The organism is Thermovibrio ruber, assembly GCF_055380895.1.
The window spans coordinates 474,505-487,441 of sequence record NZ_AP042397.1; the positions used below are offsets into that span (position 1 = coordinate 474,505).

At 45.3% G+C, this 12,937-nt stretch carries 12 protein-coding genes; 7 read left to right on the forward strand and 5 right to left on the reverse strand.

The features are described from left to right. A complete protein-coding gene (ppsA, locus tag ACZ424_RS02430; protein WP_464904937.1) occupies window positions 1–2,427 on the reverse strand; it encodes a phosphoenolpyruvate synthase in 2,427 nt (808 codons plus the stop codon). 120 nt (window positions 2,428–2,547) lie between these two features. On the opposite strand from ppsA, the gene mutL reads away from it, so the two are divergent. From mutL to coaBC, 5 genes are all read left to right on the forward strand, one after another. After that, window positions 2,548–3,993: a DNA mismatch repair endonuclease MutL gene (mutL, locus tag ACZ424_RS02435; RefSeq protein ID WP_464904938.1), complete on the forward strand. Its 1,446-nt coding sequence runs from the start codon at window positions 2,548–2,550 to the stop codon at window positions 3,991–3,993. 24 nt (window positions 3,994–4,017) lie between these two features. Beyond that, window positions 4,018–5,202, forward strand: coding sequence for an NCS2 family permease (locus ACZ424_RS02440; RefSeq protein WP_464904939.1), 1,185 nt, complete (start codon window positions 4,018–4,020; stop codon window positions 5,200–5,202). Between the two features lie 74 nt (window positions 5,203–5,276). Beyond that, window positions 5,277–6,194, forward strand: a complete 918-nt coding sequence (locus tag ACZ424_RS02445; RefSeq protein WP_464904940.1) for a zinc metalloprotease HtpX — start codon at window positions 5,277–5,279, stop codon at window positions 6,192–6,194. 4 nt (window positions 6,195–6,198) lie between these two features. After that, window positions 6,199–7,518, forward strand: coding sequence for a chloride channel protein (locus tag ACZ424_RS02450; protein ID WP_464904941.1), 1,320 nt, complete (start codon window positions 6,199–6,201; stop codon window positions 7,516–7,518). Continuing rightward, window positions 7,515–8,744: a bifunctional phosphopantothenoylcysteine decarboxylase/phosphopantothenate--cysteine ligase CoaBC gene (gene coaBC / locus ACZ424_RS02455; RefSeq protein ID WP_464904942.1), complete on the forward strand. Its 1,230-nt coding sequence runs from the start codon at window positions 7,515–7,517 to the stop codon at window positions 8,742–8,744. Before ACZ424_RS02450 ends, coaBC begins: the two co-directional genes overlap by 4 nt. On the opposite strand, the gene rlmB is transcribed toward coaBC, so the two are convergent. Together rlmB and ACZ424_RS02465 are read right to left on the reverse strand one after the other, a co-directional pair. Then, a complete protein-coding gene (rlmB, locus tag ACZ424_RS02460; protein ID WP_464904943.1) occupies window positions 8,667–9,407 on the reverse strand; it encodes a 23S rRNA (guanosine(2251)-2'-O)-methyltransferase RlmB in 741 nt (246 codons plus the stop codon). The genes coaBC and rlmB overlap by 78 nt on opposite strands. Window positions 9,408–9,522: 115 nt before the next feature. Next, window positions 9,523–10,008, reverse strand: a complete 486-nt coding sequence (locus ACZ424_RS02465) for a MotA/TolQ/ExbB proton channel family protein (RefSeq protein WP_464904944.1) — start codon at window positions 10,006–10,008, stop codon at window positions 9,523–9,525. A 60-nt stretch (window positions 10,009–10,068) separates the two neighbouring features. On the opposite strand from ACZ424_RS02465, the gene ACZ424_RS02470 reads away from it, so the two are divergent. After that, window positions 10,069–10,497, forward strand: coding sequence for an ExbD/TolR family protein (locus ACZ424_RS02470; RefSeq protein ID WP_464904945.1), 429 nt, complete (start codon window positions 10,069–10,071; stop codon window positions 10,495–10,497). Continuing rightward, window positions 10,481–11,095 (forward strand): energy transducer TonB, encoded by a 615-nt coding sequence (locus tag ACZ424_RS02475; protein WP_464904946.1) that lies wholly within the window; start codon window positions 10,481–10,483, stop codon window positions 11,093–11,095. Before ACZ424_RS02470 ends, ACZ424_RS02475 begins: the two co-directional genes overlap by 17 nt. Here the strand turns inward: ACZ424_RS02475 and ACZ424_RS02480 are convergent. After that, window positions 11,092–12,468, reverse strand: a complete 1,377-nt coding sequence (locus tag ACZ424_RS02480; RefSeq protein WP_464904947.1) for an FAD-binding oxidoreductase — start codon at window positions 12,466–12,468, stop codon at window positions 11,092–11,094. The genes ACZ424_RS02475 and ACZ424_RS02480 overlap by 4 nt on opposite strands. A gap of 58 nt (window positions 12,469–12,526) precedes the next feature. After that, window positions 12,527–12,925: a rhodanese-like domain-containing protein gene (locus ACZ424_RS02485; RefSeq protein WP_464904948.1), complete on the reverse strand. Its 399-nt coding sequence runs from the start codon at window positions 12,923–12,925 to the stop codon at window positions 12,527–12,529. Window positions 12,926–12,937 lie beyond the last annotated feature (12 nt).

Consider the following 12,937-nt stretch of genomic DNA (forward strand, 5'->3'; position numbering starts at 1 on the left):
TCAGTGAAGCCCCAACTTTTTCTCTACCTCGTAAACTGCCCTTATAACGTCTAGAATTGAATCCGGGTTGATAGAGATCGTATCAATCCCCCTCTCAACTATGAACTGAGCAAAGTCTGGATGGTCTGAAGGGGCCTGACCGCATATACCTACTTTCCTGTTATACTTCTTACCGTTCTCAATTGCATGGGCAACCATCCACTTAACGGCCTCGTTCCTCTCATCATAGATGTGAGCAACAAGACTTGAATCCCTATCAACCCCTAAAGTGAGCTGAGTCAGGTCGTTAGAGCCTATTGAGAAGCCGTCAAAGTGCTGGGCAAAATCCTTAAAGAGAATAACGTTAGAGGGAATCTCACACATTACATAAACCTGAAGGCCGTTTTCACCTTTCTTAAGGCCATACTCTTCCATAACTCTAATAACCTTTTCTCCCTCTTCCGAAGTTCTACAGAAAGGAACCATAACGATTACGTTATCAAGACCCATCCCCTCACGAACCTTCTTAATGGCCAAACACTCAAGCCCAAAAGCCTCTTTAAACTGTGGGGAGTAGTAACGGGAAGCTCCCCTCCAACCTAGCATCGGGTTTTCCTCTTTAGGCTCAAAGTATTTACCGCCCAAAAGGTTCGCATACTCGTTTGACTTAAAGTCAGAAAACCTAACGACTACAGGTTTTGGGTAGAAGGCCGCAGCTATCTTAGCTATGCCAAAAGCCAACTTTTCAACGTAGAACTGCCTCTTATCAGCATAACCTTTGGTCTTCTCTTCAATTTCCTGAGCAAGCTGAGGATCTTTTTCCTTAATTTCGTCAAACTTTATAAGGGCGTTGGGGTGAATTCCTATGTAGTTGTTGATAATGAACTCCTCCCGTGCAAGGCCAACTCCTGAGTTTGGAAGGAATGAGACGTCAAAAGCTCCTTCAGGAGTTGCAACGTTGAACATTATGGGAGTTTTTGGTTTTGGAAGGGTATTAAGGTCAACCTCTTCTACCTCGTAGTCAACGTGGCCGTTGTAAACGTAACCTACCGCCCCTTCGGCGCAGGAAACAGTTACCTCCTGACCTTCCTTTAAAACTTCCGTCGCATTTCCAGTTCCGACAACTGCCGGAACCCCGAGCTCCCTTGCAACAATTGCAGCGTGGCAGGTTCTACCGCCTCTGTTCGTAACAATCGCTGCAGCCTTTTTCATTATCGGTTCCCAGTCCGGGTCTGTCATGTCGGTAACTAAAATGTCTCCCTTCTCAAACCGGTCTGCTTCCTCTATAGACATGAGAACTTTTACCTTCCCCTCCGCAACCTTCCTTCCAACTGCAATACCTTTAACCAGAACTTTTTTCTCCCTCTCCTCAGGGGGTTCTGTAATCTTGTAAACGGTTATCTTTGAGTAGTCCTTGCGGGAGTGGACAGTTTCTGGCCTTGCCTGAACAATGTAGAGCTTATTAGTTGGACCGTCTTTTGCCCACTCAACGTCCATAGGAGTCCAGCGGCCGTTCTTGTTAGAATAATACTCTTCAATTAGGCATATCCAGTTGGCAAGTGTAAGGACCTCTTCGTCTGAAAGGCAGAACTTCTCCCTATCTGTAAGGGGAACCGGAACTACTTTCACTGGCTCCTTTTCGGTTTCGCCGTAAACCATCTTGTGCTGTTTATCGCCTAACTTCTTCTCAATAATCGCTTTATAGCCTTTTTTCAATGTCGGCTTAAAAATTAACCACTCATCCGGAGTTACAGCTCCTCTTACTATCATCTCTCCAAGGCCGTAGGAACCGGTAACTAAAACAACGTCTTTAAAACCGCTTTCAGTATCCAGGGAGAACCCAACTCCAGCAGATGCAAGATCTGAACGAACCATCTTCTGAACGCCAACGGCCAACGCCACTTTAAAGTGGTCAAATCCAAAAGACTCTCTATAAGAGATAGCCCTGTCTGTAAAGAGGGATGCAAAACACTTCTTTATTGAATTAAGAAGGTTCTCCACTCCCTTTACGTTGAGGTAGGTATCCTGCTGACCTGCAAAAGAAGCGTTTGGCAGGTCTTCTGCCGTTGCAGAGGAGCGAACGGCAACGTCTACGGCGTCTGTGTTGAATTTTTTAGAGAGCTCCCTGTAGTAATCAACAATTAAGCCCTTTAAGTCATCGGGGAACTTTCCACTCCTTATGAGCTCCCTTACCTTCTCTCCTCTCCTGTGAAGGTCGTCAACGTCGTTAACGTTAAGCCCCTTTAAAATCTCCTTTATCTTCTCGGCAAGGTTGTTGAAATCTATGAAATACCTGTAAGCGTTAGCAGTTACGACAAAACCTTCAGGAATGTTTACCCCCTTGGGAGACAAGTTCCTTATCATTTCACCTAAAGAGGCGTTCTTTCCTCCTACAAGGGGAACGTCCTCAATTCCCACTTCTTCCAGCCAGAGAACCAACTTCTCCATCACTCCCTCCACCTATAGAAAATTCCTATTCATAACCCACAACTATTTTAAATCTTTATTGGCGAGGATTTCAAGGGAAAACTCCTATATTTCTAACTGAAAACCTTTTGGAGTTGGAACTTGATTGGGAAACTCCCTGACGAAGTAATCAGGAGAATAGCTTCGGGACAGATAGCCTCGTCTCCTACGGCAGTTCTAAAGGAGCTCCTTGAAAACTCCTTAGACGCCAAAGCCACGGAGATTTCGGTTAAGGTTGAAAACCCGTTTAACTTTAAGGTTGTAGACAACGGCTGCGGAATTAACTACAGGGAGCTCCCCTTAGCAGTTGAAAGGTTCGCAACGAGCAAGATAAAGGATTTCAAAGACCTTAAACGGCTAAAAACCTACGGGTTCAGAGGAGAAGCCCTTTATGCAATTTCTCAGTTCTCAAAACTGACGATAAAGAGTTCCGTCGGAAACGGAACCGGTGGAAAGATCGTTGTAAATGGCGGAGTTATAGAGGAATACTCCCCAATCCCTTACAGGAAGGGAACTTCTGTCTCAGTTGAGGAACTCTTTTTTAATGCACCGGTAAGGAGGAAATCTGTAGGAAGGAAGGAGAGGAGCTCCCTCCTCAAGGTGGTCAAAACCTACGCACTATCAAACGCCAACGTTACTTTCCGTTTCAACGAAACCGTATTTCCGGCCTCTTCGCTGAAGGAGAGGGTTGCCCAGCTCTTTGGCCGAGGTTTGGAGCTTTTAGAGGCTGAGGGAGAACACTTTCAGCTGCTCTTCTCAAGGGAGAAAAAGGGTTTAAGGTTCGTATTTGTCAACGGAAGGCCGGTGGAGCTCCCGGAAATAGAGAAACTCTTAGAGGAAAAGGGAGTAAAGAGCTACATCTTCTTTCTAAACGTTCCGCCTCAGTTCCTTGACCCTAACGTAACCCCTACAAAGGAGAAGGTTTATATAGAGAACAACGAATACTTAAAAGAAGTTGAGAGAGCTCTCTCATCTGAAATTGAACTTCCAAAATTTTTAGTTCTAAGAGAAGAGAGAGAGATTAAATACTCAGCACCAATAGAGTTAATCGGCTCAGACGGAACACTCCTTATAGGCCACGACCCGGAATACTACTACTTTTTTGACCTTCACTTAATCCACGAAAGGGTCAACTACGAGGAGTTAATAGAAAAGCTGAAAAAGGGAGAAATCCCAACTGTTAAGCTACTAAAAGAGCTGAAAGTTCCGGAAGAGATAGCCATAAAGGCAAAGGAACTGGGAGCCGTCGTCAGAGCAGACGGAAAGGGCTGGTTCATAACGGAGCTCCCCCAAATCCTCTCAGTTGAAGACGTAAAAAGCCTTACGGAAAAGAGTCCTAAGTCTGTTTCAGAAGTGGCGTGTAAAAGGGCAATAAAGTCAGGTTATAGGGCTGCCAAGTTTGAAGGCATAGAGGAACTATTTGAGAGGTTCCTAAAGTGCAAGAACAGGGAAACCTGCCCCCACGGAAGACCAATCTACTACAAGATGAAAAAGCAGAAAATCTACTCTCAAATAGGGAGAAAGTTAAAAATTCCAAAGAGCTGGTAGAATTTCTTAAAACTACGGAGTAAAATGTTGAAGGAAGACGTTAAGAGGGAGCTCCTTGCCGGCCTCACAACCTTCCTAACGATGTCCTACATACTTATCGTAAACCCGGCAATCCTTTCAGACGCAAGAGTTCCAAAAGAGGGAGTAATATTTGCAACTGCCGTCGCATCTGCGGTAGCCACCTACACGATGGGAATATACGCTGGTCTTCCCTTTGCACTTGCCCCCGGTATGGGACTAAACGCCTACTTTGCCTACACAGTTTGCGGCCAGATGGGAATTGACTGGAGAACTGCCCTTACCGCCGTCTTCATAGAGGGCGTTCTCTTCCTCATTATGGCCGTATTTGGAGCTCGGAAGGCAATCTTTAAGTCAATGCCGACCTCTTTGGCCTACGGGATATCGGGAGGAATAGGGCTGTTTATAACTCTAATAGGTCTAAAAAACTCAGGGTTAATAACCTACTCAAAAGAAACGCTAATCAAGTTAGGCGATATATCCTCTCCCCAGGCCGTTATTACACTCGTTACGTTGGTATTCATAACAGTTCTCCAGAAAAAACAGGTAAAAGGAAGCCTTCTCATCGGAATCCTGTTTGCAGTTTTGCTCTCGGTTCCCTTCGGCCTTGTTAAAAAACCGAGTGCCATACTCGGATTCCCGAAACCCTCAGCAGCCTTTCAGCTTGACTTTTTACACATCTTTTCATACTCCATCATTCCCGTAGTTTTGGCCTTCTTACTGGTAGACGTATTTGATACAGTCGGAACGCTGTCAGCCCTCTGCACGAGGCTTGGAATTCCCCTGGAGGACAAAAAGGTGGGAAGAGCTCTCACGAGCGACGCCGTTGGAACAACGGTGGGAGCCTTCCTCGGAACATCAACAGTTACCACCTACATTGAGAGCGTAAGCGGTGTCGCAGCAGGAGGAAAAACGGGACTAACAGCAGTAACTGTTGCAACCCTCTTTTTCCTGTCCCTCTTCTTCTACCCCTTAATAGCCGTAATCCCAACTTTTGCAACGTCTCCAGTTCTCATCTACGTAGGCTACTTTATGATAGAATCCATCAAAAAAATAAAATGGGAAGAGATAACCGAGGCCTTACCGGCATTCATAACCTTTACAGGAATTCCCTTCACCTACAGCATTTCAGACGGAATGGGCTTGGGATTCATTACCTACACGGCCGTTAAACTCCTGTGCGGCAGGTAGAGAGACTTGAACTGGGTATTATTTTTAATTACTGCAATATTTTTAGCCAAATTCTTCGTTTTAGGAGGAATGTAATGAACTGGAACAGCATAAAAACGGCGATTCTTTTGGGATTTCTGACGGGAATTTTACTCCTTTTCGGAAAGCTCTTAGGCGGAAACGCTGGAATGGTTGTTGCCCTCTTTATGGCAGCCATTATGAACTTTGGAAGCTGGTTCTTCTCAGACAAAATCGTCCTCTCAATGTATGGAGTGAGGCTTCTCTCTGAAGAGGAGGCTCCTTGGCTCCACCAGACGGTTGAAAAGCTTGCAAGGAACGCAGGAATTCCAAAGCCAAAGGTTGGAATTGCCCCTATGGACGTTCCAAACGCCTTTGCAACTGGAAGGAACCCGAAGCACGGAGTCGTCGTCGTTACTCCAAAAATAGTGGAACTCCTTAACGAAAACGAGCTTGAAGGCGTTTTAGCCCACGAAATTTCACACATTAAGAACAGAGATACTCTCATTCAAGCAGTTGCAGCAACAATAGCCGGTGCAATTACAATGCTTGCAAACATGGCGCAGTGGTTTCTCCTCTTCGGAGGAACAAGGGACGAAGAGGAGAGAGGAGGCTGGGCTGAAGTTATAGGTTTAGTTCTGATGGTCGTTTTAGCCCCGATAGCAGCAGCACTCATTCAGATGGCCATTTCAAGGGCAAGGGAGTATAAGGCCGACGAAACTGGAGGTATCATCTCAGGAAAACCTGAAGCCCTTGCAAGCGCACTGAAAAAACTTGAGGAGTACGCCCAGAGAGTTCCACCTGAACTTGTAAAGAGCGAGGTTAACCCTGCAACGAGTCACCTGTTTATAGTTAACCCACTCAAAGGAGATGCAGTAGCGGCACTCTTCTCTACCCACCCGCCAACAGAAAAGAGAATTGCAAGGCTCTTAGAACTTGCCAAAAAGCTATTTGGTAGAATTAGGGAAATTTACTGGAAATATGCAGGATATTAATTGAATGAAAGGGGAGCGGTGGAGTTTCTTTAAGGACTATATTAAAGGCTGCGCCAGAACTAACCTTATCCACCGCTTTGACCTTACAACTATTTCCCTCTTCTTCGGAAGGTGGATACCGTTTGCCTTTGCAGTCGGCATTACCACCGGAACTGTTGCCTCTTTTATGGACGTTATCATAGTAAACCTAAATAAACTCCTCTCTCAGAACACCATACTTATTCTCCTATATCCCTTAACCGTCTCTATTCTCGTCGGTTATGCTCTGAAAGCTGACCCGGTAATAGGAGGACCGGGAATTGGCTACGCAATACTCCATCTAAAGACTAAAACCTATCTCAAAGCCAAAACTGTCTTATTAAAGCTCATAACCTCAACTTTTGTTCTTTCCGGCGGGTTTATAGCCGGAAGGGAAGGGCCTTCGTTTTTCATTGGAGTTGTCTTAGGGGAGTGGTTCGGAAGGGCTTATGGACTTGGAAAACGGTATAAACAACTTCTCGGATTAATCGGAGGCGGAGCATTTACGGGAGCTCTCTTGAAAGCCCCCTTAGGTAGTGCCATCTTCGCAATGGAAATTGAGGAAATGTATAACTTAGACTACCGCCCCTTCGTTCCTATGATAATCGCCTCAATCATCAGTTACCTTACTTTTTCCTTCTTCAGAGGTGAGAGCGCTTTTATCCACCTTACAAAAGTCCCAGAGTGGAACCTTCAGACCATTCCTTACATAGTAGTTATGGGACTGGTAATTAGCCTGATAATCTACATCTATACCTTCGTCTTCCACACGTCAGTCTGTATCTCAAAGTTCTTTGAAACCCAGATAAGACCAGTTATAGGAACGGCAATTGCCCTTCCTTTTCTTCTACTGATTTACCTTATAACAAAAGACGTAGACTTCCTCTCTACACCTGCCCACATGGGAGTCGTCTCAAAGCTTGCCCAGAACCTATTCCCAGTTTGGATCGACATCTTAATTGTCCTTTGCGTAATTGCCGTAACGAGCCTGACTCTCAGCTTTGGGATTCCAGGAGGACTTGTCCTACCAAACCTCTTAATCGGAGCTGCCGTCGGAAACATCTTCGGCCACATTTTTCCAAACCAGATGGTTACTTTTACACTTGCAGGAATGGGAGCAGCGCTGGCTGCTGGAGCAAAAACTCCGCTGGCCGCAATTGTGATGATTACAGAAATGACCCACGCCGACGTTGTCATTCCTATGACTGCAGCAATAATAACCAGCTACACGACGAGCTTTGGTTTCAGTCTCTACTTGGGTCAGGAGATTAAACTTAAACCTATGATGACAAGGAAGAAGAAGTGAGTCTTTTAGAGGGAAAAAGAGTTGTTCTTGGAATAACCGGAAGTGTTGCCGCCTACAAGGCAGTTGAAGTTTTGAGGGAGCTCCAGAAAAAAGGAGCCGAAATTAAAGTCGCCATTACTCCCGCCGGAAAGAAGTTCATAACTCCCCTAACCCTTGAAACCCTCTCGGGATACCCTGTTTACGATGAGAACGTCCCGGAGAGAGGAGCTGAGATTAGACACACGGAGCTTGCAAGGTGGGGGGAGCTCCTCCTCATAGCCCCGGCAACTGCAAACACCATAGCAAAAATAGCTTACGGAATTGCCGATACCTCCGTAACAGACCTTGCCCTCTGTTTTGGAAAGGGAATCCTCTGCCCGGCAATGAACGTTAGAATGTTTGAGAACCCGATAACTCAGGAAAACCTAAAAAAACTAAAGAGTTTAGGCTGGGAAGTTGTTGAACCTCAGTGCGGCTACCTTGCCTGCAGAGAAGAGGGAAAGGGAAAACTTGCAGACGTTGAGGACATCGTTGACGCCGCTACCTACTGGTTCATTCCAAAGCTCTTAAAAGGGAAAAAGGTAGTAGTAACTGCAGGAGCAACGAGGGAATACTTAGACCCAGTAAGGTTTATCTCAAACCCCTCAAGCGGAAAAATGGGATACGAAATAGCAAAAGTGGCAAAGGGAATGGGAGCAGACGTTGTTCTAATTTCAGGGAAAACCTGCTTAAGGCCGCCATACGGAATAAAAACAGTTTACGTAGAGACCGTAGAAGAGATGAAAAACGAAGCCCTTGAAAATTTCAAGTCGGCAGACGTTTACATCTCTGCTGCAGCAGTTGGAGACTACAGGCCTGCAGAGTTTTCCGAGAAAAAGATAAAGAAAGGAGAGGAAGAGCTCCTTTTAAAACTTAAGAGAACTCCAGATATTCTAAAACTGATAGGAGAGAAAAAGAGAAAAAACCAAATAGTAGTAGGGTTTGCAGCTGAAACAGACAGTTTAGTTAAAAACGCTACAGAGAAACTAAAGAAGAAAAACCTTGACTTCATTATTGCTAACAGGGTAAGCAAAAATAAGTCCCCCTTCGGTTCGGACGAAAACAGCGTAATTATAATTTCAAAAAAGGGAAAGTCAGAAAAAGTAGAAGGAACGAAAGAGGAAGTAGCCCTAAAACTCCTTGAGACCGTTGCTAGAGCTCTTAAAAACTTCCCAAACGGCAATACCGCAGGAGACAGAAACGTTTAAAGAAGGCGTTTTCCCGACAGTCAGAATAGTTAAAACCCTGTCGCAAACTGAAAGGACTTCGTCGCTTATCCCCCTTCCCTCAGAGCCTAAAACGAGAGCAAGGGGAAACCGAAAGTCAGCATTTCTTATGTCCTCTCCCCCCGTTTCAACTGCGTAAACTGTTCCGCCCCTTTCTTTAAACTCAACGAGAGCTCCCACCAAACTTCCAACTCTACTCACCTTCAAGTGAAAGAGAGCTCCAGAAGACGACTTAACTGCAACCTGGTTGAGGGGAGCTCCCCCTTTCTCAGGAAGCAAAATCCCTACACCCCCAAATGACTCAACGGTTCTGGCAATAGTTCCAAGGTTTTGAGGCTCAGTAATCCCATCCAAAACAACAAAGAAACCACTTTTCTTGAAAGTTTCAGAGAGGAGCTCCTCAAAACCGGCGTATTTAACCGGAGAAATAAGAGCAACAATTCCCTGATGCTTTTCAGTTCCTGTCAACTTCTGAAGCTGCTTCTTCTTAGCCCACTGAAACCTAACTCCCTTCTTCTCTAAAAAGGAAAGGAGCTTCGGCTCAAAAAACTTCCCGTGCTGTAAGTAGACTTTCTCAATCTGCTTTCCGGACTTTACAGCCTCAACAACAGCATTTTTTCCGTAAACAACAAAACTTTCTTCCATCTAAACCGCCTTTTTAGAAGCATTGAAATTTCTTTGCCCATTCAGGGCTTTCATCAAACATGATAGGGATTACAGAAGAACCTGCTTATAAAACTCTCAGGTGACTTCAGATAAACTAAGCAGAAAGAATTCCAACAATCAGTTTCTTCATTTCCGTTTTAAACTTTTTAGAAAAACCTACAACTACGTAGTAGTAGATTAGAGAAATAACGGCTACTGCAATACCCAGGGCTGTTGCTTCAAGGGCAAAGGCGATTCCCTTGCTTACGGCTGCTATGTCTGAAACGCCCTTTTCCGCCATTGTGTTGAAAGACTCCATTATTCCAAGAACTGTTCCTAAAAGCCCAAGTAGAGGGGAGGCAGTTATTACGAACATTAAAAGTCCCTTGCCCCTTTCAAGTTTTACCAAGTATGAAGTGTAAAGGAGCTCCGCCCCCCTTTCACCGACCTTCTCAAGCTCTTTCTGAAGCAGCTTCTTCTCTGCAGGAAAGGTAAAGAAGAAGTAGAGAAGCCTTTCTATAAAAACGGCCGAAGAGAGGAAGAAGAGGAAGTAAAGAACGTAGAAAATAGCCCTGTGGGCAAACTCTGTATCAAAGCTCAAGGCAACCTCCAGAGTAAATGTGCAATAATTTTATAACAATCTCAAGCTTAAGGAGAGGAGATGTTCCTCTTTAGAGACAACGAGTGCGAAGAAAAGCCGGAACTGATTATCGTTCCGATGGTTGACGTTATGTTGTTCCTGTTGGCCTTTTTCGTTCTTATAGCTGGAAGTATCATTCCCGGGCTGGCAATGAAGACAAACCCACCAGAAACCGTCCAGAAGAGCTCCTTCAAACCTAAGAGAAAGGTTGTTACGGTTGTTATAAAGAGAGACGGAACAGTTTACTTCGGAAATACAAAAATGGCCTTTGACGAACTCGTAAGGCTGTTTAAAGGGTTTAAGAAAGAAGATCCCTTGGTCTCTCTGGTGATTGATGCAGATAGGGGAGCTCCCGTCCAGTCTTTAGTAACCGTTATGGACGCAGCCCAGAAGGCAAGAATAAACTCTATAGGACTGCTTGCAAAGGAAAAGAATGAGAATAGAGATTAGACTTCTCATTTCCTTTATCCTTGCCGGTCTTTTAGAATTTCTTTTCGTTGAAGGTTCTCTTTCTGTTTTGAAGCCCCCTAAAAGGGAAATTAACAGGGTAATAAAGATTTCTCTAATAAGGCCTGAAAGGAAAGTTGAACAGGTTAGAGTTGAGAGGAGCTTGGGCAAAAGTAAGGAAGAAGAGGCAGAGGCTAAAGAGCCACCGAAGCCAAAAGTAAAAAGCACGAAGCCGAAGAAAGAGGTAGCAGAGAAAGAGAGTGAAGAAAAGAAAAGTGGCGGAAGCTTAAAACCGGTTCAGGGGAACCTCCCAATCAGCTACTTAGACGCCGTTAGAAGGGCAATTGAGGAGAGCATCTTCTATCCGTTAGAGGCAATGGAGAGAGGAATTGAGGGACCTGTTGCCGTTCGGTTTTCCCTGAACAGAGATGGAAAAGCTGTTGAGTGTAAACCTCTATCAGGTAATACGATACTCTCTGAAGCTACGTGCACTGCAATAAAGGAAGCAAAGTTCCCCCCTATCCCACCTTCCATAAAGAACGACACGCTTACATTTGAGCTTCAGATAGAGTTCAACCTCAAAAAAGCCTTAGGTGGTTAAAGATCAAAGATTTTCCCCGGGTTAAGGATGTTGTTGGGGTCAAGAGCTCTCTTTACTGCCTTCATTTTCTCTAAAGCCTCTCCAACTTCTAAGGGCAGAAACTCCTTCTTCATCCAGCCGATTCCGTGTTCCCCCGAAATTGAGCCTTCCAAGGATATTGTGAACTCAAAGACTTCCCTAACTGCCCTGTGAACCTTCTCCTCCTCGTGGGGTTCATACATGAAGTTCACGTGGATGTTCCCGTCTCCCGCATGACCGAAGTTGACAACCATAAGGTCATACTTCTCTGCAATTTTATAAACGCCCTTTATGAGTTCCGGAATTCTGCTCCTTGGAACGACAACATCTTCGTTAATCTTCTTAGGCTTCAGCTGAACAATTGCCGGAGATACTGCCCGCCTTGCCATCCAGATAGCTTCCCTCTCGCTCTCTTCTGAAGCCGTCCTTATCTCAGTTGCTCCTGCCTCTCTACAGACGTGAACTGCCCTGTTTATCAACTCATCAACAACGGCCTCGTAGCCGTCAACCTCTATGACAAGCAAACCTTCTGCGTAGGTTGGAAGCCCAATCTTTGCGTAGTTCTCAACGGCAACGATTGAGTTCTTGTCCAAAAACTCACAGGCAGTTGGAATAACCTTTGCCTTGAACATGTCGGCAACGGCCTGAGCGGCCTGTTCAACCTTAGGGAATATGGCCATTGCAGTCCTTACAGACTCGGGCTTTGGAATGAGTTTCAGGTATGCCTTCGTTATGAAGGCAAGAGTTCCCTCTGAGCCTACGATGAGGTCTTTAAGGTTGTATCCGGCAACGGACTTTACGGCTTTAGAGCCGACCTTTGAAACCGTCCCGTCTGCAAAAATTACCTCAAGCTGCATTACGTAGTCTTTAGTTACGCCGTACTTAACGCACCTTGGGCCTCCTGCATTCTCAGCAATGTTTCCGCCTATTGTTGAATACTTGTAGCTTGAAGGGTCTGGTGGATAGAAGAGGCCTCTCTTCTCTACCTCTTTTTGAAGGTCATAGGTAACGACTCCGGGCTCAGTTAGAACTCCGAGATTATCTTCATCTACCTCTAAAATTCTGTTCATTTTCTCTGTAGAGATAACAATTCCTCCCTCTAAAGGAGCTGCGCCGCCGGTTAGACCGGAACCTGCTCCCCTCGGGTAGACGGGAACTCCCCTTTCGTTGGCGTAAGAGAGGATTTTAGCTACGTCCTCTGTAGATTCCGGGAAAACAACGGCATCAGGAATGCCTTTATAGCCTGTAGGAGTTCCGTCGTAGGCGTAGGAAAGCCTCCAGCTGTTTGAAGTTTTTACCTTCTCTTTTCCGACGAGTTTCTGAAGGTCTTTACCTATTGAACTTGTAGAGAGCAAAGCCGCCTCCTGAAAGTTGTGTTAGGTCTTTAATATAGTTCAGGAGGCGGCCTTTTGATTAGCCTTCCGTGTGGGCTCTGTGGCATTCAATCAGGTTATCTATGTCTGTGTCTAAAACGTAAACGTTAAGATAACCAAGGGCTAAGAGAAGACCTGCAACTCTGTTGGCAAGCCTCGTTCTCTTACAGCCGACGATTACAGGGTGGTTCTTAGGTTTAGGAAGCCTATCAAGCTGGTTGGGGAGCTCCGGATAAGGAATGTAAATAGCTCCCGGAATACCAACCTCTTCAGCGTTCTCGCGTTCAACGTGAGCAGGAGGTCTTACATCCAAAACGTAAGCTCCAAGGTCTCTAATAAGCTCCCTTGCCTTTCTAACGTTTACGTGACCAAACTCTTCCTTCTCAAGGTCGGCCTTCATCGCCTCTTTCAGGTTCTCAGTAAGAACCTCAATGCTCATCTCTCCCTCCTT